Source organism: Pseudomonas sp. MLB6B (assembly GCF_054508135.1).
In genome coordinates, this window is the sequence record NZ_CP199313.1 from 1,051,883 (window position 1) to 1,071,128 (window position 19,246).

Sequence of the window (19,246 nt, forward strand, 5' to 3'; positions counted from 1 at the left end):
CGGGCGAACAATGATCGGCATTTATAGGGACCGACTTCACAACGATCGATTCATGGATTGAACGGCAGCGTTCCAGGGAGCGTCTACAGTTGCACAGAGGCTCGGCAGAAACCGCCTGGCCACTGAATCTTTGGCCATTGCATCGGTCTAGAGCGTGGTTACGGTGCCGGTCCACCGCCACCTGTCTACGCCACCGCCCGTGCGAGACTCACTCAGGAATCCAGCGTAATCATGAATGTCCTGATCGTTGACGATGAATCCCAATCCCGCGACCGTCTCAATCGGTTGTTGGGCGAATTAGAGGGTTATTCCGTGCTGGAGCCGAGCGCCACGAATGGCGAAGAGGCCCTGGCGCTCATAGACAGTCTCAAGCCTGACGTCGTACTGCTCGACATCGGCATGAAAGGGCTCGATGGCCTGCAGGTGGCAGCGCGCCTGTGCGAGCGCGAAGCACCGCCCGCGGTGGTGTTCTGCACAGGCGACGATGAGTACGGCAGCGGGGCGTTTTCCGATAGCGGTTTGAGCTATGTCACCAAGCCCATCGAGTTGGCCGCATTGCGCGACGCCTTGCGCAAGGCCGAGCGGCCGAACCGCACGCAATTGGCCGCGCTGACCCGCCCGGCCAACGAAGCGGGCGGCGGTCCGCGCAGCCACATCAGCGCGCGCACCCGCAAAGGCATCGAACTGATTCCACTGGCACAGGTGGTCTATTTCATTGCCGACCACAAATACGTGACCCTGCGCCATGAAGGCGGCGAGGTGCTGCTGGACGAGCCGCTCAAGGCGCTCGAGGACGAATTCGGTGACCGCTTCGTACGCATCCACCGCAATGCGCTGGTGTCGCGCGAGCGCATCGAACGGCTGCAACGCACGCCGCTCGGCCACTTCCAGCTTTACCTCAATGGTCTGGATGGCGATGCTCTGACCGTCAGCCGACGGCATGTCGCCGGCGTGCGCAAGATCATGCCGCAGCTCTGATGGCCGTAGCCTAAGGCCCTCTCATGCGCCAAGGAAGGCGTGCCATGACCTGGGTCTGCTGGCCAGGCAGGGTGATTTGCTATCATCGGCAGCATTTCCTTTGCTTCGGTGTGCTTCATGTCTACTCGCGAAATCCGCATTGCCACCCGTAAGAGCGCGCTTGCCCTTTGGCAGGCCGAGTATGTGAAGGCGCGTCTGGAGCAGGCCTACCCCGGGTTGCACGTGTCCCTGGTGCCCATGGTCAGCAAAGGCGACAAGCTGCTCGACGCGCCGCTGGCGAAGATCGGCGGCAAGGGCTTGTTCGTCAAGGAGCTGGAAACGGCGCTGCTGGAAAACCAGGCAGACATCGCCGTCCATTCCATGAAAGACGTGCCGATGGATTTCCCCGAAGGCCTGGGCCTGTTCTGCATTTGTGAACGCGAAGACCCGCGCGACGCCTTCGTCTCCAACCGGTTTGACAGCCTGGAGGCCCTGCCGGCCGGCAGCGTGGTAGGTACGTCCAGCCTGCGCCGCCAAGCCCAGTTGCTGGCACGCAGACCCGACCTGCACATTCATTTCCTGCGCGGGAACGTCAATACCCGCTTGGCCAAACTCGACGATGGTGAATACGACGCCATCATTCTTGCGGCGGCGGGTTTGATCCGCCTGGGCTTCGAAAACCGCATCACCTCCACTCTCAGCGTCGAAGACAGCCTGCCGGCCGGTGGCCAGGGCGCTGTGGGCATCGAGTGCCGCAGTGAAGACACCGAAATCCATGCCTTGCTGGCGGCGCTCGACCATACCGACACGGCCGATCGGGTCATCGCCGAGCGTGCCTTGAACAAGCGCCTCAATGGCGGCTGCCAAGTGCCGATCGCCTCCTATGCCGTGCTCGAAGGCGATCGTCTGTGGTTGCGCGGCTTGGTTGGCCAGCCCGATGGCGCGCAGTTGCTCACCGCCCAGGCCCATGCGCCGCGTGCGGAGGCTGAGGCGCTGGGGGTGCAGGTGGCCGAGGCGCTGTTGGCCCAGGGGGCCGGCGACATTCTCAAAGCCGTTTACGGTGAGGCTGGCCAGCCTTGAGCGGCTGGCGTCTGCTGCTGACACGCTCGCGCGAGGACAGCCAGGCGGTGGCCGATTACCTGCGTACGGCCGACATCTTTTGCAGCAGCCTGCCGTTGCTCGACATCGAGCCGGTGGCCCTGGCCGCCGCGCAACGCGATTGCTTGGGCAGGCTGCACGACTATCAGGCGTTCATCGTGGTCAGCAAGCCGGCAGCGCGGCTGTTGTTGCAGCATCTGCACAGCGCTGGGCTGCAAGCGCCCATCCAGGCCTGGTTTACCGTGGGCGAAGCGACCGGGTGCGTCCTACGGTCCCATGGGTTGCAGGTCAGCTGGCCGAACGACGGCGACGACAGCGAGGCGCTGCTGGCCTTGCCAGCGCTGGCTCAGGCACTGGCGGCGGATCGGCCGCAGGTGCTGATCGTACGTGGGGTGGGAGGTCGCGAACTGCTGGCCGAGCGTCTTGCCGAGCAAGGTGCTAGGGTCGATTATCTGGAACTGTATCGCCGTGGCCTGCCGGCTTATTACCCCGGCGTGCTGACCGAACGGGTCGACAGGGAACGCCTCAATGGCCTGGTGGTCAGCAGTGGGCAAGGTCTTGAACATTTGCACCGACTGGCGGGCGTCGATTGGCCTCGCCTGTCAAGAATGCCGTTATTCGTGCCCAGCTCCCGTGTCGCTCAGCAGGCGCGCGAGCTGGGTGCGCAACAGATTGTGGAATGCCGTGGCGCCAATGCCGCGGCCTTGCTGGCAGCTGTGCAGCACAGTGCTGTACCTGCCTTGTCAGGGCGCTGAGCCATGCGCGGCGCCCCTCTGCGAAGGATGGATACGTGAGCGAAACTGTCTTGTCCAAGAACGATCAGCCCGCGGCGCCGGAAACGCCGAAAGCCCCGCCGGTCAAGCCTGGCAAACCCGCCAAGCGCTCGGGCGCAGGCATCGCCACCCTGGCCCTGTTGCTGGGGGTGGCAGGCGTCGCCGCTGGCGGTTGGAGCGTATGGCAGGTGCGCCAGTTACAAGGCAGCGAGCAAGGGCAGGGGCAGAGCCTGCAAGCGCTGAACGAGCGCGCCAATGCCCTGCAACAGCGCGAGCAGCAGATCACCACACAGTTGGCCAGCCTGCCGGCAGCCAACGTTCTGGAAGATCAGCGCCGCCTGGTGGCGCAGCTTCAAGGTGATCAGCAGCGGTTGGGGCAGCGCGTCGAGACCGTGCTGGGCGAAAGCCGCAAGGAATGGCGCCTGGCCGAAGCCGAGCACTTGCTGCGCCTGGCCACCCTGCGCCTGTCTGCTTTGCAGGACATCACCAGCGCCCGCGCCCTGGTCGAAGGCGCGGACCAGATCCTGCGCGAGCACAGCGATCCGGGGGCCTTCGCCGCCCGTGAGCAGCTGGCGCGCAGCAAGGCCGCGCTCGACAGCATCGAGCAACCCGACCGCACTGGCCTGTTCCTCAAACTGGCTGCGCAGCGCGAGCAAGTGGCACAACTGAGCGCGCAAACCCCCGAATTCGATGCCAATGCCGATGCCATGGGCGCCTTGAAGGGCGAGGGCGACGTGGCGACCCGCCTGTCACGCTGGGGGCAGCAGGTCTCGAAATACTTCCAGGTCGAGTTCAATGCCGACAAGAACGTCAAGCCGCTGCTCGCCGGACAGTCGCTGAACCAACTGCGCCTGGCTTTGAGCCTGACCCTCGAACAGGCACAGTGGGCTGCGCTCAATGGCGAGGCCAGTGTGTACGACAAGGCCCTGGACGAGGCGCGCAGCGTGCTGGTTGCCAACTTCAACCCCGACAACCCGCAAAGCAAGGCCATGCTCGAAAGTCTCAACCAATTGGCAGAGCAGCCCGTGGCAGTCAAAGTGCCCGATCTGAGCGAAAGCCTGGCTGCCGTGCAGACCTACATCCAGCGTCGCAGCCAGCCAAGCGAGAACGAAGGGGCCAAGCCATGAAGCGCGTCTACCTGCTGGCGGTCTTCGCGATCGTCGTTGCGGCGGCGCTGGGCATCGCCATCGCCAAGCACAGCGGCTACGTGATGATCGCCTACGGCGGTTTCCGCTACCAGTCCGGCCTATGGGCGGCGCTGGGTGCGCTGTTGGTAGTGGTGCTGGTGCTCGGATTGCTGCGTTATCTGATCGGTCTGTTGCTGACGTCCACCGGCGTGATCAACCCCTGGTCGCGACGCAACCGCAGCCGTCGCACGCGCATCGCCATCGAGCAGGGTCAGTTGGACCTGGCCGAGGGTCGCTGGGCCAGTGCCCACAAGCACTTGCGCCGCGCCGCCGAAGCCGAGCGCCAGCCCCTGCTGTTCTACCTCGGCGCTGCGCGGGCTGCCAACGAATTGGGCCAGACGCAAGAGAGCGACAACCTGCTCGAGCGTGCGCTGGAACGTCAGCCCCATGCGGAACTGGCCATCGCCCTGGCCCATGCACAACTGCAAATGGACCGCGCCGACAACGACGGTGCGCTCGATACGCTGCAGGCCATGCAGGAACGCCACCCCAACAACGTGCAGGTACTGCGCCTGTTGCAGCGGTTGTACCTGGAGCGTGGCGACTGGCCTGCGCTGGTTCGCCTGCTGCCCGACCTGCGCAAGCACAAGGCACTACCGGCCAACGAGCTGGCGTTGTTGGAGCAGCGCACGTGGGGCCAGAACCTGGGCCTCGCGATCACCCGCGGCGAAGAGGGCAACACGGCGCGCCAGTCACTGGAACGTACCTGGCAACAACTGACCGCTGCGCAGCGCCAAGAGCCACAACTGGTATTGGCCTATGCCGAACAGATGCGTCAGGCCGGTGCCCAGGAGGAGTCGGAACGGGTACTGCGCGCCGCCATCAAGCGCCAGTACGAAAGCCATCTGGCGCGCTCGTACGGGTTGGTCCGCGGCGAGGATCCGGTGCGTCAGCTGCAAACCGCCGAAGGCTGGCTCAAGGACCATCCTCAAGATCCTAGCCTGCTGCTGACGCTGGGCCGGTTGAGTTTGCAGAACCGCCTGTGGGGCAAAGCGCGCGACTACTTCGAAAGCAGCCTGCGCCTGGAGCGCAACCCCGAAGCCTGCGCCGAACTCGCCCGCTTGCTGGGTGCCTTGGGTGAAACCGAACGTAGCAACCACTTGTTCCAGGAAGGCCTGAACCTGTTGGACGAGCGCCTGTTGGCGTTGCCACTGCCCGAAACGGTACGCGTCTGAGCGACCCTCCCGGCTCCCCAGGCCAGGGGAGTCGGGGCCTGTTTCTTTTTCCTAGGCGTAACGCAACGAGTTACGCGTTGTCCTAGGCCGCTTCCTACATTTTCTTACCTCCTTTCTTGGAGATTAAACGACTTGTCTGCTCTGTAGCGCCTTGAAACAGAGGACATCTTTCCTTACCGTCTCAAACCACTATTTCATCTCCGGGAATGTCACCTGTCATGTCGCTGTCTCGGCTGCGTACTTTGTTCTTTCCCGCTGTATTGAGCTCGCTGATGCTTCTGGTCGGTTCGTTGAGCCTGCTTCCCCAAGCCGGTCTCGAACGGTGCGCCTTGTGCTATAGCCAGCGTTTCCTGCTTGCTGCATACCTACTGTTGGGTGTCTGCGCGCTGATCCATGGCCCGGGTCGGCGCGGTGCGCGGCGCTATGCATTCGGGTTGTCGGGTTGTGCGGCACTGGGTGGGTGGCTGGCAGCGCGCCAGGTCTGGTTGCAAGGCAGCTACGAAACGGCGCAGGCTTGCTCGGTGCCACTCACGGCGCTCCTCGACCTGCCCCTGAAGCCACTGCTGCAGCAGTTGCTGCTGGGTGTGCCGAGTTGCTCGCCGATCCGTTGGAGCTTCCTCGACCTGACCTTGCCGGAATGGAGCCTGCTGGCGTTTCTCGGCTTGGCATGCCTACCGCTGTCGTACCTGCTGAGCTACCGCTTTCGCCGTTTGACCAACCAGCTCACCTAGGCCGTCCACGCCAGAGCGGTCGACCGACGGTGCGCCGCATGCGGATTAAACGCTTGTATGAAGTTAGTGCCCTGCGTACCTTGATGGCCGCGCTTTGCGGGAATAATCTCCCACATCGCATGCTGAAAAATACACGTGCTCGATGCCCTTTTACTGGTGTCATTCATGTGCTGCACGATGGCAGCACTCGGTGCGAGGGCATCCATTCACAAGGGACGAGACCGCCATGTTAGAGAGTTGTCAGAATGCCCAGGAACGCTGGGGTGGGGTTCACCAGCTGATCGACCGCTGGTTGGAAGAACGCCATGAGCTGGTCAAATCCTTCAGAGCGCTGCGCGACGCCAAACCGGCTTTCGCCGACAAACAGCACAACACCGGTTTCTGCGAAATCCTCGTCGACTACGTGTCCGGTTGGCACTTCGGTATCTGCGAACAGTTGATCAACGAAGCCAAGGCATTCGGCGACGACCGCGCTTTACGCCTGGCCGACGAAATCAATCCCCGCATCGACGAAATCACCCAGATCGCCTTGGCGTTCAACGACCATTGCGAGCAGGCCGAATGCAAGGACAACGAGCGTTTCGCCAAAAAGCTGGGTGAGCTGGGCAGCCTGCTGCGCGAACGCTTCGAGCTCGAAGACTGCCTGATCGAAGTGCTGCACAACGCGCACAAGGAAGAAGAAGCGTTGAAGGTGTAGCGCTAGGTCGCGACATCCAGCAATTCGATTTCGAATACCAGCGGTGTATAGGGCGCGATGAGGTCTCCCGCGCCTTCGGCACCGTAGGCCAGGGCCGAAGGCACGACCAAGCGCCACTTGGCGCCCACCTTCATGGCCGGAAGCGCCACCTGCCATCCCTCGATCACCGAGCTCAGGTTGAACCACTGCGCCGCTTCGCTCCGATCGAACACACTGCCGTCCGGCAGCATTCCCGCATAGCGCACTTGGACCCGCCCGTTGGGCTGCGGCTGCGTGCCTGTACCAGGCGTCAGCACTTCATACAGCATACCTTTGGCGAGTGCCTGCGCGCCGGGGCGGGCACGCTGCTCGGCCATGAAGCGTTGCTCGCTCGCATGGGCCTGGTCGATCTGCGCCTGTTCGGCCAATGCGGCGGCCTGTGCTTCATGCCGTTCGAGCAACACGTGCATGCGCGCCTGGTCGAGTTTGGGCGGCTGTCCACGGTACGTGTCGCCAAGTCCTTCGAGCAGCGCCTCGATCTGCAGATCGGGCACTTCCTGGCGCAACCGCTCGCCCAGGCTGGCGCCCAGGCTGTAGGCCAGGTCGTGCCGATCGGTTTGCTGGGTATCGGCGGCGACCGCTGCCAGCGGTAGGCACAGGCCCAGAGCGAACATCAAATGACGGGACACGGCGAGCTCCTCGAATCGAGCGGCAAGTATGCCAGCGTTACTCCCTATTGAGTGCAGGTCCATTGATGCAGGGCGCTAGCAGGCCAGGCAACAGAGGCTTAGTATGAGTCGCACTTTCGTCAGCCAGGATGTCCATCATGTCGGCAAAGAAGAAACCCGTCAGTACGCCGTTGCACCTGCTTCAACAACTGTCGGACAGTTTGTTGGAACACTTGGAAGAGGCCTGTGCGCAAGCCCTGGCCGATGCCGAGAAACTGCTGAGCAAACTAGAGAAGCAACGGGTCAAGGCCCAGGACAAACTTCACGACGCGCGCGCGAAGTTGCAGGATTCGGCAAAAGCGGGCAAAGCCAAGGCGCAAGGCAAGGCACAGAAAGTCGCTGGCGAACTGGAAGAACTGCTCGATTCGCTCAAGCAGCGCCAATCGGAAACCCGCACCTACATCCAGCAACTCAAGCGCGATGCGCAAGAAAGCCTGAAGTTGGCCCAAGGCGTCGGCAAAGTCCGCGAAGCGGCGGCCAAGGCCCTGGAGCAACGCGCGGCAGGGACCAAGGCCGGGCCTGTCGACGCTCCGAGTAAACCTGCACCAGCGCCGGGCAAACCCGCACCTGCCAAGCCGGTGCCGCGCAAGCCCGCCCCTGGCAAGCCGGCAGCCGGCAGAACGACCGCCAGCACGCCGGCCTCCAGCGCCGCCGCGGTTCCAGCCGCAAGTCAACCGGCGCCGCGCAAGCCTGCGGTGAAGCGCGTACCACGTCCTGCGCTCGAGGCAGTGAGCGAAGCCGACGTCCCCTCCGCAGGGGCTGCGGGCCAAGCTGCCGCGAAGCCGGCGCCACGTAAGCCGGCACCGCGCAAGCCTGCCGCCAAGCCAGTCGCAGCGGAAGCGGAGCCCAAGCCAACCGACGGCCAAGCCGCCACGCCTGCGGACGCTGCTCAGTCGTCCGACGCGTAAAGGGTCTGCGCCGCGACGCGCAGCACCGCTAGCGCGTCGTGGTGCTGGCTGGCTGGCGGTGCCAGCCATGCCAGCCAATCGCCCTCTTCGGCATCGCCCGCTGGCCAGTGGGCGGTACAGCACGCCAGACGCTGCAACAGCGTTCGTTCGGCATCCAACTCCAACTGCTTGACACGCTCGCGCAGGCTGGCCAGCGTCGAGTCATATTGCGCCATTGCCTTCCAGCTCCCCCGCAGTTCGCGCAGAGGCGCCACGACCTGCGCCTGCCAAGGCATGCAGACCGCGCGCAACGCCTGTACACGCTCTTCGCTCGGCGCCACGCGGCGTGCCTGCAGCCAACTGGCGCACAGCAGCAGGCAGACATCGGCGCCCTGTTCCTGCAACGCTAGACAAGCCGTTTCGACGCCGTTCTGGCCGTACAGCGCCAGGGCGAAATTCCATAGATCGGTAGGCATGCTGGGGCTCGCACTAAAGGGCCGAGGAAGCTGGTAGACTCCGCGACCATCATGATCAGACTATCGAACCTCACTTTACAGCGTGGTCCTCAGCGCCTGCTAGACAGCGCCGAAATGACCCTGCACACCGGCCACAAAGCCGGCCTGATCGGTGCCAACGGCGCCGGTAAATCCAGCCTGTTCGCCTTGTTGCGCGGCGAGCTGTCGCCCGATGGCGGCGACTGCCAGGTACCGGGCGACTGGCGCATCGCGCACATGCGTCAGGAGGTCGACACCCTCGACCGTGTGGCCGTGGACTACGTGCTCGATGGCGACTTGCGCCTGCGCCAGGTCCAGCGCGAGCTGGAGGCTGCCGAAAAGGCCCACGACGGCACCGCCCTGGCGCGCTTGCACAGTGAACTCGACAGCGCCGACGGCTATACCGCCGATGCCCGTGCGCGCAAGCTGCTGGCGGGCCTGGGCTTCAGCAACGAGCAGATGGACCGGCGCGTCGGCGACTTTTCCGGTGGCTGGCGGATGCGTCTGAACCTGGCGCAAGCGCTGATGTGCCCGTCCGATCTGTTGCTGCTCGACGAGCCGACCAACCACTTGGACCTCGACGCCATCCTCTGGCTCGAAGACTGGCTCAAGGGCTACCCCGGCACGCTGTTGCTGATTTCCCACGACCGCGACTTCCTCGATGCGGTGGTCGACCACGTGCTGCACGTCGAACAGCGCAAGCTCAACCTCTACAAAGGCGGCTACAGCGCGTTCGAACGCACCCGTGCCGAACGCCTCGCACAGCAGCAACAGGCCTACGAGAAGCAACAGGCCCAGCGCGCGCACATGGAAAAGTACATCGCCCGCTTCAAGGCCCAGGCCACCAAGGCCCGCCAGGCGCAGAGCCGGATCAAGGCCCTGGAGCGCATGGAAGAGTTGTCCGCCGCCCATGTCGATTCACCGTTCGACTTCGTCTTCCGCGAATCGCACAAGCTGTCCAACCCGCTGCTCGACCTGTCCGAAGGTCAACTCGGCTATGCCGACAAAGTCGTGCTGGCCAAGGTCAAGCTGCAACTGGTGCCCGGCGCGCGCATCGGCCTGCTGGGCCCGAACGGGGCGGGCAAGTCGACCCTGATCAAGAACCTGGCTGGCGAGCTGCAACCCATCGCCGGCCGCCTGGTACGCGGCGAGAACCTGGCCGTGGGCTACTTCGCCCAGCATCAGCTCGACTCGCTCGACGACAAGGCCAGCCCCTTGCTGCACCTGCAACGCCTGGCCCCCAGCGAGCGCGAGCAGACCCTGCGCGATTTCCTCGGCGGCTTCGATTTCCACGGCGGCCGTGTCGACGAGCCAGTGCTGAACTTCTCCGGCGGCGAAAAGGCGCGCCTGGCCCTGGCCCTGATCGCCTGGGAACGGCCCAACTTGCTGCTGCTGGACGAACCGACCAACCACCTCGACCTGGAAATGCGCCTGGCGCTGACCATGGCCTTGCAGGAATTCAGCGGCGCCGTGGTGGTGGTCTCTCACGATCGGCATCTGCTGAAAAGCACCACCGACGACTTCCTGCTGGTGGCCGAGGGCAAGGTCGAGCCGTTCGATGGCGATCTGGACGACTACAGCCGCTGGCTGCTCGACTACCGCCAGCGCAGCGCTCCAGCCGTGTCCGGCCCCGTCAACCCGGACAAGACCGACAAGAAGGCTCAGCGCCAGGCTGCCGCCGCCCTGCGCCAGCAGTTGGCACCGCACAAGAAGGCCGCCGACAGGCTGGAAACCGAGCTGAGCAAGGTGCACACCCAGCTCGCCGAGATCGAAACCGCCCTGGGCGATAGCGGCCTCTACGAGGCGGCGCGCAAGGACCAGTTGCGCGAACTGCTGGCGCGCCAGACCACGCTCAAGCAGCGCGAGGGCGAACTGGAAGAGGCGTGGATGGAAGCCCTGGAAACCCTGGAGTCGATGCAGGCCGAACTCGAAGCCTTGTCGTGAAACCGTCCCGCTTGCGCTATTCCTGGCGCAGCGGGGCAGGGCGGTCGTTGAAAGCGCTGGCGGTTTTCTCTGCGCCCGCTTAGCGTAACGCCCTGTAAAAATTTCAGACGAGGTGTGCGATGTCCATTGAAACCTGGTTGGCGTTCTTCGCCGCGTCTTGGGTGATCAGCCTTTCGCCGGGCGCGGGTGCCATCGCCTCGATGTCCAGTGGCCTGCAATACGGCTTCTGGCGTGGTTACTGGAACGCGTTGGGCCTGCAACTGGGGCTTTTGATGCAGATCGCCGTGATCGCCGCTGGCGTGGGCGCCATCCTCGCGGCTTCGGCTACTGCGTTCCAGGTGATCAAGTGGTTCGGCGTGGGGTATCTGGTCTACCTCGCCTACCGTCAATGGCGCGCCCTGCCGATGGACATGGGCGACGATACCGGCGTCCGCCCGCTGGGCAAGCCGCTGGTGCTGGTGGCACGTGGTTTTCTGGTCAACGTCAGCAACCCCAAGGCGCTGGTGTTCATGCTGGCCGTGCTGCCGCAGTTCATCGACCCGCACGCCGCACTGCTGCCGCAGTACCTGACCATCGCCGCCACCATGGTCTGTGTCGATCTGCTGGTCATGGCGGGCTATACCGGGCTGGCCTCGCGGGTCTTGCGTCTGTTGCGCACGCCGCGTCAGCAGAAACGCCTCAACCGCACCTTCTCCGGGCTGTTCCTGGGCGCCGCGGCCTTCATCGCCACCCTACGCCGCGCACCTCTCTAAACTATCCGGTCAGCCCTCGGGCGGAAGATTTCAGGAACCTGCGCCCAGTGCGCCGCTGTCTACGTTGGGTGGGTGTGGCAATCGCCCGCCTCGACGTCAACCAGCCGGCGCATTCCGACCTTTCGGGCCGGCGCAGAGGAGGCAACATGGACGCACCAATTCATCCCTTTTCCGAGATCTTCCAGCAACTGGGCCTGGATGATGACCCCGTCGAAATCGACCGCTGGCTGACCACCCACGGTCCGCTGGACAACGACGTCAAGCTGGTCGACGCGCCGTTCTGGACCGATGCCCAGCGCGCGTTTCTGAAGGAAAACTACATCGCCGATTCGGACTGGATCGTGATGATCGACCAGCTCAACGTGGCGCTGCACGAGCACAAAGACTGAGTCTTTACCCACATGTCGATCCATCAGCGCCGTGATGGCTCAAGCGTGATCAACCCGTGGGAGCGACTTCAGTCGCGATGGGCGGCACAGCCGCCCTGATCCAAACGAAATCACTTATTGCTGTAAAACTGCACCCGCCACCACGTTCAATCACCGCGAATATACTGCTCCAACTGCGCGATCAACCCCGCCTGCTCGGCAATGGTCTCCTTGACCAGGTCACCGATCGACAACAGCCCCAACAACGCCCCGTTGCTCACCACCGGCAAGTGGCGAAGATGACGATTGGTCATCAAGTTCATGCAGTATTCCAAGTTCTGCTTAGGCTCCACCGTCACCACAGGCGAACTCATGATTTCGCGTACCGGCGTCGCGGCCGACGAACGCCCCTTGAGCACCAGCTTGCGCGCATAGTCCCGCTCACTGAAGATGCCGACCACCTGACCGTCTTCCACCACAGGCAGCGCACCGATGTTCTTCTCCGCCAGCAGCTTGAGCGCCTCGAGCACGGATTCATCCGGGCCGATGGTGTAGGCGGTCTGGTGCTCGGATTTGGCCTTGAGGATTTGTTCGACGTTTTTCATGGGAGCCTCTGCGGAAGTGGGGTCGACGAGCGCGCGCCGGTTGCGCAAGCATCGTGCACGGCGCGCCAGGGCACAACGCAGAAAACGGCATCGACCCGATTGAAAAACGCCATGGGGTTTCGATTGCCGGTTTCTGTCTTCGAGCGCCTTAAGCATCACCGCTCAGGTGAAGATCAGACTGAACACGATCATCAGCAGCAACCCGCCCAACATGATCAACCCCTGCCTCAGCACAGGGCCACTGAGCGGCACATGCCGCCATACGCGCTGGAGCCAGGCGGCAGGCGAATCGCCGCGCGTCACCACATCGACGAAGCGGATCGCGCCGAGCAGCGTCAACGGCCCCAGCACCCAACCCACAGGCGGCAACTGCAGGGACCAGACGGACACCAGTGCAGCCAGCAGCAGGCAGGGCAGCAGGTGGCGCAGCAAGAGCACGCCATTGCCCTGGCGCACCAAGCCTCCAGGCAGCAGACGCAAGCTGAGCCCGACATCGGCCAACACCCGTGCGCGTGCCACTTTCGACCACAGTCGCCACGCGTAGTGGCCCACCCCCACCAGCAACAGGGCAAGCGCCAGCGGCATGCCGACCGTCAACAGCAGGCTGTCGTCTCCGTGCGTGTTCCGGTGCGTCAGCATCGTCACGCTCAACACGGACCACAGCAGCAACATCGTGTACACGTGCGCCCAGCCCCAATAACCGCGCGGCGACCAGGCGCGCCAGTCGACGAAGGGGGTACGTTGCAGACGCTCCGGCAGTTGCGGGTGGATCGCCAGCACCTCTTCGAGCCCTGCACAGGCTTGCCAGTCTTCGAGCGTGAAACGATCGGCCCACTGCCGACGTTGCGCCGGCGCAAGGTCGGCGAACAGGAACCAGGCGGCTCGCTGCGCTGCATCGGCAGCCGGTAAGGCCAGGCGTTCGCGCAACGACGCCTCCCACTGGTAGCCGGCCTGGCGCTGGCTCAAGACCTGCCATTGGCTGGCATCACCAGGCAGATGGCCGAGGGTTTCGTCCCAGCCGTTCAGCGCGCAGACCTGCTCGAAGAAAGCGGGTGGCCAGTGTTCGGCGTGCAGCAGCAGGTCGGCGATGCGTGCCTGGAAACGCGTACGGCGGTCCAGTGGCGCCAGCCAGACGCTGGCCAGAGCCGTGCGCATGAGTTCGAGCGCGTGCGAATGCCGAGCTTGCGCCATTGCCTCGCGCAGCTGACCGAGCGCGCGCGTGGCCAGCCGGTCGGCGAGCACTTCCAGCTCGCCCGTGGGCAGGTGAGGCGCCTGTGCGGCGCTCAGCCAGCCCAGCCTGGACTGCGCCCAGTCGAGCACTGCAAAGTCCGTACGTTGCACACAGCGGCGTAGGAGGTGGCGCTCGAACGCTTCTTCCAAACCGGCCTGACGGGCCTGGGCCAGACCCTGGTCGAGGTCCCCGTCGAGCAGCGTTTCGATCGATGCCGCGGTGTTCGGCGCAGCCGTGGCCACGGGTGGTACGGCAATGGGCAGCGGCTCATCGGCGTCACCCATCGTTTCGACGGGGCGAACGGGGGTGGGCGACGTTTGCGGTACGTCTGCATCCGTGGCGCTGTCGTCAGGGCACGGCAGTACACCCTCGACATCGTCCTCGTTCTCGGTACATTGCTCGCGCCAGCGGGCATGCTCCAACGCGCCTTCGTAGGCTTCGCGCAGCCGCTGGAACGCGGCCGGGTCTTCGTCGGGGCGGTGGACTTTCAGCAGCCGCGCGTAGGCGCGCTTGATGGCGCGCTCGTCGGCATCGTGGGCCAGCCCCAGGGTTTTCAGATGCATGATCAGCCCTCACAGACGGCGTTCGAGGTGTTCCAGACGCTCCACCAGCGCAACCCGCGCTTCACGCAACGCACGCTCGTCCTGCCGCTCCAGCGCATGCTGGAACTGCTTGGCCAGCTCGGCGACGTATTCGCGGGTATCGCCCAGGCTCTCTTGGTACAGGCGCTCCAGGCGCGCCATCAACAGGCTGTTCACCTGTTGCTCGCGTGGGTGCACCTTGAGCGTCGCCAGGGCCTCGAGGCGTTGGGCGATCTCTTCGGGGCTGAGCACCCCAGGATTGTTCTCGATCACCAGGGTGCGCTGCTCGCCGGTCAGCGGAATGTGCACCTGGGCTTCGAGCAGGCCGTTGATGTCATAGGTGAAGCGCACCTCGATGCCGACATCGCCCCCTTTGCGTGGCGGCACAGGCACTTCCAGTTCGCCGAGAAAGATGTTGTTGCTCACCAGGCGGCTCTCGCCCTGGAAGATGCGGACCCTGACCACCGTCTGCGCTTCGTCGATGGTGTACACGGTCTGTTCGCGGCTGACCGGCACCACGCTGTTGCGCTCGATGATCGGCAGGTACAGGCCGCCGATGCGGCGCTGGCCTTCACTGGACGTCGTCTCGATGCCCAGGGTGTAAGGGCTGACATCGGTCAGCACCACCTCTTCGAGCGAAGCGTGCCGGGCTTTGAGCGCTGCCTGGATGGCTGCGCCCTGGGCCACCACCTCGTCGGGGTTGAGCTGCATGGCCGGAAAGCGTCCGAACAGGCTGGCCACCAAACGTCGCACCAGTGGCATGCGCGACGTACCGCCGACCAGCAATACCTCGTCCAGATCGGCAGCCTTGATGCGCGCATCGCGCAAGGCCCGTTCGATCGGCGCGCGCAGGCGATCGAGCAAGGGTTGGTAGAGGCGGGCAAGCTCGTCCTGGGTGATCGGCAGGCTCCATTCGCGCTCGCCGTCGCGTACCGTGAAGGTGGTGTGCGGTTGCTGGCCGAGCGCATGGCGCACCCGCTGCGCCTCACGCCGCAGACGTTGGGCCAATGCGCCTTCGGTTGCGGTCGGCAAGGGCTGGGCATGCGCGGCGGCGCGCACGTGGGCGACCAGCAGGTCGTCGAAGTCCTCACCGCCGAGGAAGTTGTCCCCGGCGCTGGCGCGCACCTCCATGACCCCCTCGAACAGCTCCAGCACCGACACGTCGAACGTGCCGCCGCCCAGGTCGAAGACCAGAAAGGTGGCCTCTTCCTTGTGGTGCAGCCCATAGGCAAGCGCCGCTGCCGTGGGTTCGTTGATCAGCTTCTCGACCTTCAGCCCGGCCAACTGGCCGGCGACGCGCGTGGCCTTGCGCTGGGCATCGCTGAAATAGGCCGGCACGCTGATCACCGCTTCGGTCACCGGCTCGCCCAGGTAGCGCTCGGCATCTTCCTTGAGGCTGCGCAGCAGCAGGGCCGACAACTCTTCGGGACGGTAGGCGCGTTCGCCCAATAGGGTTTCCCGGGCGCTGCCCATGTGCCGCTTGAACAGCGCGGTGGTGGCTTGCGGGTGTGTCTGCAAGCGCTCGCGGGCGACGTCGCCGACGATCAGTTCGCCACGGTCGTCCAGGCCGACCACGCTGGGCGTCAGCAGCTTGCCGAGGGCATTGGGAACGAGCTGCGCGGTTTCTGCGTTCCAGACCGCTACCAGGCTGTTGGTGGTGCCCAGGTCGATGCCGATGATCATGTCCATCTACTCCTTGTTGATACGCGGCACATGAGCGGTGACGCGTCGACATGGGGCATTAGAGCGGCAGGAAGACAAAGGTTCGATGCGCAAGGACGACGTTTGCGCAGGCATGCAAAATCTTCATGGTTGATAGCATTAAGTCATCACTGCTGTGGTCTGAAGTGGAATCCTTTCGTTCCCATTGGTGCAACATGCTCGCCCTCGTCCCCGACAGCCCTCGCCCGCAAAACCTGGAAGTCCTCAAGGCGGTCGAGCGCAGAATCACTTCGGGCGGCATGCGCCTGCGTTTCGACGATGAGCTGGAGCGTCGCTACGACATGGACACACGCAAGCGACGCTTGCGCTTCCTGACGGCCGTCGGTATCGGCGGTGCGTGCGTCTACAACCTGTTTCTCATCAGCGACTGGCTGGCACTGAACGACCTGTTCACCTACGTCGCACTGGGGCGGGTGGGCCTGATCACGCCGATGATCGTGCTCATGCTGCTGATCAGCCAGCGCTTGACCGCCCGTTGGGCGTTGGAGACGGTCTCGGCCACCGGTACGGTCCTGGCGTCGCTCATGCCGCTGCTGGTGATGATCCACAGCGCCAGCCCCTATCGGCTCCACTATCAGCTGGGTATGTCGTTGCTGATGGTCTACTGCACCATGATCCAGCAGTTGCCCGTGCGCTTCGCGGCTGCCGCGCTGGGGTGCATGCTGGCCATCCAGCTGGTGACCACCTGGGTAGCCGGGTTCATGGACACAGTGATCTGGCAGGCCAACGCGATTTTCTATGTCTCGACGGCGGTGCTGCTGTTGATGGCGTCTTACTTTCTGGAGCGAGGTAGCCGTTTGAGTTACCTGTTCGCCTTGCGCGGACGGTTGCTGCAGGAGCAGCTGACCGAAATGGCCCGAACCGATCCGTTGACCCAGCTCTTCAACCGGCGCTACCAAGGCGAAGTCATCGCCTCGATCTGGGAACAGGCGCTGCACACGCCGACCCGCGTGGCCGTGATCCTGTTGGATATCGACCATTTCAAGACTTACAACGACAGCTATGGGCACGTGCAGGGCGACACCTGCCTCAAACTGTTGAGCCGCACCATCCACCAGACCGCGCAGGAGGCGGGGGCGCTGGCGTTCCGCTTCGGCGGTGAGGAGATGCTGATTCTGATGGTGGGTGCCGATGCGAACCAAGCCCGTAACTTGGCCGAGACGCTTCGCGCAGCGGTACACGAGCTGAACGTACCCCACCCGGTGCTGGGCGATCAGGCGCGGGTGAGCATCAGCCTGGGCTTGGCTCAGGGCGTGGCGCCCTCCATCAGTGCAGGCGCATTGATCGGCTCGGCGGACACGGCGCTGTACGCTGCCAAGGGTGCTGGGCGTAATTGCTTGAGGTGCGCGTAGTCCGGTCGTTGCCGACCTCGCCATGTACGAAGCTGAGGTGACGAAATGGCAGGGCAGACTGGGGGGGATGCTGTCGGAAACGCTGACCCCTTGTGACACAAGGGGAGGAAAGATGGCGCACTCGGCGGGATTCGAACCCACGACCACTGCCTTCGGAGGGCAATACTCTATCCAGCTGAGCTACGAGTGCAACGGGGCGCAATCATACCCATGTCTGCCGATGGCGTCCATTGCCTTGATTCGTGGGCCTTTTCCCTTGTCTTTGTCGGGCGCAGGCCTCAAGCCCTGCCCGTAATACGCTCATGCACATACCCTCAACACCTCCTGCTCGCTGGTGATGCCAGCGGCCACCTTGTCTTCACCGCACTGACGCAGGCTGCGCAGCCCTTCGCCGGCCGCCAGCTGACGCAGGCGTTGCACGTCCGCGTCGGCATCGATGTGCTGGCGCAGCAGGTCGCTCATCACCAGCAGTTCGAACAGCCCGGTGCGTCCGTGGAAGCCGGTGCCGCGGCACTGCGGACAAGTGCCGCTCCCTGGCCGCGCCTGGGCCTGGCACTGCTGGCAAAGCGTACGCACCAGCCGTTGGGCCATGACCCCGACCAACGTGGCCTTGATCAGGTAGGTGGCAACGCCCAGTTCCTGCAGACGAGTGATGGCGCTGCACGCATCGTTGGTGTGCAGGGTCGAAAGCACCAGATGCCCGGTGAGCGCCGCTTGGATCGCCACCTGGGCCGTCTCCTGGTCGCGGATCTCGCCGATCATGATCACGTCCGGGTCTTGGCGCAGCAGGGCGCGCACGCCGCTGGCGAAACCCAAGTCGAGCGCAGCGTGCACTTGCAGTTGGTTGAGCGCCGGATGCAGGCGCTCGATGGGGTCTTCGATGGTGCACAGGTTGATCTGTGGCGAGGCCAGACGGTCGAGGCTGGCGTACAGGGTTTGGGTCTTGCCCGAGCCGGTCGGGCCGGTGACCAGGATCATGCCCTGGCGTTGTCGCAGCAGGTGCTCCCAGCGTTGCAGCGTCGCGCCTTCCAGGCCCAGGCGGGTGAAGTCCTGCTGTAGCTGTTGAGGGTCGAACAGACGGAGCACCAGCTTTTCCCCGAACGGCGTGGGCAGGCTCGACAGGCGCAGCTCGATCTCCTGCCCGCTCGGCAGTCGGCTGTGCAGACGGCCGTCCTGCGGGCGCCGCTTTTCCGCCACGTTCATCCGCCCCAGGTGCTTGAGGCGGCTGGTGACGGCCAGGGTGACGCCCGTGGGGAAGGCATAGACCGGGTGCAGCAGCCCGTCGATGCGGTAACGCAACTGCCCTTTGTCGCGCCGCGGCTCCAGGTGGATGTCGCTGGCGCGCTGTTCCACGGCGTACTGCAGCATCCAGTCGACCAGGGCCACGGTGTGTGCGTCTTCGGCGCTGGCGGTTTCAGGGGTGCGGTTGTCGGCGAGCAGTTGTTCGAGTTGCGCCACTCCTGCACCGTGCTGGTGGCTGGCACCGGCCACTTGCCGCGCCAGCTGCCCGCAAGCCGCACCGATCTGGCGGATCGACGCCGGGTTGGCCATCACCCGATGGATCGGCCGGCCCAGGCTGCGCAGCAGATCGGCTTCCCACTCTCGTTGATAGGGTTGGGCGCTGGCGATGGTGATGCCGCTGGCGTCGGCGGCGACCGGCAGGATGCCGTGGCGCTGGGCGAAGGCTGTGGAGACCAGGCCCGTGGCGTGGCTCAAGTCGAGTTGCAGCGGGTCGAGATGCCGGTAAGGCTGGCCGACCTTGGCCGCCAGCCACTGGCACAGGCCGTCGAGGTCCAGGGTGGCGCTCGGGTCGCCCTGCGCCAGGTTGGCGATCAGTTCCAGCGGGTGCATCTGTGCTTGGTGCTTGGCGGCGTCGAGTACCGCCAGGGCGGTGGTGGCCGACAGGCGCTGCTCGGCCAACAAGGCGTCGAGCAGGCGGTTGAGATCGAGGTTGTGGTCGGGCGTGGCGAACATCGTGGGCATCC

18 protein-coding genes and 1 tRNA gene are annotated in these 19,246 nt (G+C 64.5%); 12 read left to right on the forward strand and 7 right to left on the reverse strand.

All coding sequences use genetic code 11. The annotated features are described in order from the left end of the window. The first annotated feature begins 231 nt into the window (after positions 1 to 231). The 7 genes from ACSMEV_RS04455 to rsd all read left to right on the forward strand — a co-directional run bounded on the left by ACSMEV_RS04455 (position 232) and on the right by rsd (position 6,618). Positions 232 to 978, forward strand: coding sequence for a LytR/AlgR family response regulator transcription factor (locus tag ACSMEV_RS04455; RefSeq protein ID WP_459207412.1), 747 nt, complete (start codon positions 232 to 234; stop codon positions 976 to 978). A gap of 117 nt (positions 979 to 1,095) precedes the next feature. Continuing rightward, positions 1,096 to 2,037, forward strand: coding sequence for a hydroxymethylbilane synthase (gene hemC / locus ACSMEV_RS04460; RefSeq protein WP_459207413.1), 942 nt, complete (start codon positions 1,096 to 1,098; stop codon positions 2,035 to 2,037). Next, complete coding sequence (locus ACSMEV_RS04465) at positions 2,034 to 2,810, forward strand: uroporphyrinogen-III synthase (protein ID WP_459207414.1); 777 nt, start codon at positions 2,034 to 2,036, stop codon at positions 2,808 to 2,810. Before hemC ends, ACSMEV_RS04465 begins: the two co-directional genes overlap by 4 nt. Positions 2,811 to 2,845: 35 nt before the next feature. Then, the gene (locus ACSMEV_RS04470; RefSeq protein WP_459207415.1) at positions 2,846 to 3,955 is read left to right on the forward strand and encodes a uroporphyrinogen-III C-methyltransferase; all 1,110 of its coding nucleotides are present in this window, start codon (positions 2,846 to 2,848) and stop codon (positions 3,953 to 3,955) included. After that, positions 3,952 to 5,190, forward strand: coding sequence for a heme biosynthesis HemY N-terminal domain-containing protein (locus tag ACSMEV_RS04475; protein WP_459207416.1), 1,239 nt, complete (start codon positions 3,952 to 3,954; stop codon positions 5,188 to 5,190). The genes ACSMEV_RS04470 and ACSMEV_RS04475 overlap by 4 nt, the downstream gene beginning before the upstream one ends. Before the next feature lie 218 nt (positions 5,191 to 5,408). After that, complete coding sequence (locus tag ACSMEV_RS04480; RefSeq protein WP_459207417.1) at positions 5,409 to 5,921, forward strand: disulfide bond formation protein B; 513 nt, start codon at positions 5,409 to 5,411, stop codon at positions 5,919 to 5,921. A 226-nt stretch (positions 5,922 to 6,147) separates the two neighbouring features. After that, positions 6,148 to 6,618 (forward strand): sigma D regulator, encoded by a 471-nt coding sequence (rsd, locus tag ACSMEV_RS04485; RefSeq protein WP_459207418.1) that lies wholly within the window; start codon positions 6,148 to 6,150, stop codon positions 6,616 to 6,618. A 2-nt stretch (positions 6,619 to 6,620) separates the two neighbouring features. Here the strand turns inward: rsd and ACSMEV_RS04490 are convergent, their stop codons facing one another. After that, positions 6,621 to 7,286, reverse strand: a complete 666-nt coding sequence (locus ACSMEV_RS04490) for an FKBP-type peptidyl-prolyl cis-trans isomerase (protein ID WP_459207419.1) — start codon at positions 7,284 to 7,286, stop codon at positions 6,621 to 6,623. 137 nt (positions 7,287 to 7,423) lie between these two features. Here ACSMEV_RS04490 and ACSMEV_RS04495 point away from each other — a divergent pair, with 137 nt between their 5' ends. After that, entirely contained in the window at positions 7,424 to 8,233 is an 810-nt protein-coding gene (locus ACSMEV_RS04495) for an AlgP family protein (RefSeq protein ID WP_459207420.1), read from the forward strand. Here the strand turns inward: ACSMEV_RS04495 and ACSMEV_RS04500 are convergent. Then, complete coding sequence (locus ACSMEV_RS04500; protein WP_459207421.1) at positions 8,215 to 8,688, reverse strand: TIGR02444 family protein; 474 nt, start codon at positions 8,686 to 8,688, stop codon at positions 8,215 to 8,217. The two genes, ACSMEV_RS04495 and ACSMEV_RS04500, sit on opposite strands and share 19 nt — an antisense overlap. Positions 8,689 to 8,739: 51 nt before the next feature. Between ACSMEV_RS04500 and ACSMEV_RS04505 the strand changes: the two genes are divergently transcribed. The 3 genes from ACSMEV_RS04505 to ACSMEV_RS04515 all read left to right on the forward strand — a co-directional run bounded on the left by ACSMEV_RS04505 (position 8,740) and on the right by ACSMEV_RS04515 (position 11,791). Beyond that, the gene (locus ACSMEV_RS04505) at positions 8,740 to 10,650 is read left to right on the forward strand and encodes an ATP-binding cassette domain-containing protein (RefSeq protein ID WP_459207422.1); all 1,911 of its coding nucleotides are present in this window, start codon (positions 8,740 to 8,742) and stop codon (positions 10,648 to 10,650) included. A gap of 119 nt (positions 10,651 to 10,769) precedes the next feature. Then, positions 10,770 to 11,402 carry a LysE family transporter gene (locus ACSMEV_RS04510; RefSeq protein WP_296269149.1) on the forward strand — a complete coding sequence of 211 codons (633 nt, stop codon included), beginning with the start codon at positions 10,770 to 10,772 and terminating at the stop codon, positions 11,400 to 11,402. Between the two features lie 146 nt (positions 11,403 to 11,548). After that, a complete protein-coding gene (locus ACSMEV_RS04515; RefSeq protein WP_413049072.1) occupies positions 11,549 to 11,791 on the forward strand; it encodes a DUF2789 domain-containing protein in 243 nt (80 codons plus the stop codon). Positions 11,792 to 11,937: 146 nt separating this feature from the next. On the opposite strand, the gene ACSMEV_RS04520 is transcribed toward ACSMEV_RS04515, so the two are convergent. From ACSMEV_RS04520 to ACSMEV_RS04530, 3 genes are all read right to left on the reverse strand, one after another. Further along, positions 11,938 to 12,375: a CBS domain-containing protein gene (locus tag ACSMEV_RS04520; protein ID WP_459207423.1), complete on the reverse strand. Its 438-nt coding sequence runs from the start codon at positions 12,373 to 12,375 to the stop codon at positions 11,938 to 11,940. 162 nt (positions 12,376 to 12,537) lie between these two features. Next, the gene (locus tag ACSMEV_RS04525) at positions 12,538 to 14,169 is read right to left on the reverse strand and encodes a J domain-containing protein (RefSeq protein WP_459207424.1); all 1,632 of its coding nucleotides are present in this window, start codon (positions 14,167 to 14,169) and stop codon (positions 12,538 to 12,540) included. A 9-nt stretch (positions 14,170 to 14,178) separates the two neighbouring features. Beyond that, positions 14,179 to 15,870, reverse strand: coding sequence for an Hsp70 family protein (locus tag ACSMEV_RS04530; protein ID WP_459207425.1), 1,692 nt, complete (start codon positions 15,868 to 15,870; stop codon positions 14,179 to 14,181). A gap of 194 nt (positions 15,871 to 16,064) precedes the next feature. Between ACSMEV_RS04530 and ACSMEV_RS04535 the strand changes: the two genes are divergently transcribed. Then, positions 16,065 to 17,261 carry a GGDEF domain-containing protein gene (locus tag ACSMEV_RS04535; RefSeq protein WP_459207426.1) on the forward strand — a complete coding sequence of 399 codons (1,197 nt, stop codon included), beginning with the start codon at positions 16,065 to 16,067 and terminating at the stop codon, positions 17,259 to 17,261. A 113-nt stretch (positions 17,262 to 17,374) separates the two neighbouring features. Here ACSMEV_RS04535 and ACSMEV_RS04540 read toward each other — a convergent pair. Further along, positions 17,375 to 17,451, reverse strand: a tRNA-Arg gene (locus ACSMEV_RS04540). A 110-nt stretch (positions 17,452 to 17,561) separates the two neighbouring features. Further along, positions 17,562 to 19,235 carry a GspE/PulE family protein gene (locus ACSMEV_RS04545; RefSeq protein ID WP_459207427.1) on the reverse strand — a complete coding sequence of 558 codons (1,674 nt, stop codon included), beginning with the start codon at positions 19,233 to 19,235 and terminating at the stop codon, positions 17,562 to 17,564. Positions 19,236 to 19,246: the final 11 nt, after the last annotated feature.

Coding starts and splice junctions, on each gene's coding strand:
- ACSMEV_RS04455 (WP_459207412.1), top strand. CDS start 232: ATGAATGTCCTGATCGTTGACGATGAATCCCAATCCCGCGACCGTCTC.
- hemC (WP_459207413.1), top strand. CDS start 1,096: ATGTCTACTCGCGAAATCCGCATTGCCACCCGTAAGAGCGCGCTTGCC.
- ACSMEV_RS04475 (WP_459207416.1), top strand. CDS start 3,952: ATGAAGCGCGTCTACCTGCTGGCGGTCTTCGCGATCGTCGTTGCGGCG.
- ACSMEV_RS04480 (WP_459207417.1), top strand. CDS start 5,409: ATGTCGCTGTCTCGGCTGCGTACTTTGTTCTTTCCCGCTGTATTGAGC.
- rsd (WP_459207418.1), top strand. CDS start 6,148: ATGTTAGAGAGTTGTCAGAATGCCCAGGAACGCTGGGGTGGGGTTCAC.
- ACSMEV_RS04495 (WP_459207420.1), top strand. CDS start 7,424: ATGTCGGCAAAGAAGAAACCCGTCAGTACGCCGTTGCACCTGCTTCAA.
- ACSMEV_RS04500 (WP_459207421.1), bottom strand. CDS start 8,688: ATGCCTACCGATCTATGGAATTTCGCCCTGGCGCTGTACGGCCAGAAC.
- ACSMEV_RS04505 (WP_459207422.1), top strand. CDS start 8,740: ATGATCAGACTATCGAACCTCACTTTACAGCGTGGTCCTCAGCGCCTG.
- ACSMEV_RS04510 (WP_296269149.1), top strand. CDS start 10,770: ATGTCCATTGAAACCTGGTTGGCGTTCTTCGCCGCGTCTTGGGTGATC.
- ACSMEV_RS04515 (WP_413049072.1), top strand. CDS start 11,549: ATGGACGCACCAATTCATCCCTTTTCCGAGATCTTCCAGCAACTGGGC.
- ACSMEV_RS04520 (WP_459207423.1), bottom strand. CDS start 12,375: ATGAAAAACGTCGAACAAATCCTCAAGGCCAAATCCGAGCACCAGACC.
- ACSMEV_RS04525 (WP_459207424.1), bottom strand. CDS start 14,169: ATGCATCTGAAAACCCTGGGGCTGGCCCACGATGCCGACGAGCGCGCC.
- ACSMEV_RS04530 (WP_459207425.1), bottom strand. CDS start 15,870: ATGATCATCGGCATCGACCTGGGCACCACCAACAGCCTGGTAGCGGTC.
- ACSMEV_RS04535 (WP_459207426.1), top strand. CDS start 16,065: ATGCTCGCCCTCGTCCCCGACAGCCCTCGCCCGCAAAACCTGGAAGTC.
- ACSMEV_RS04545 (WP_459207427.1), bottom strand. CDS start 19,235: ATGTTCGCCACGCCCGACCACAACCTCGATCTCAACCGCCTGCTCGAC.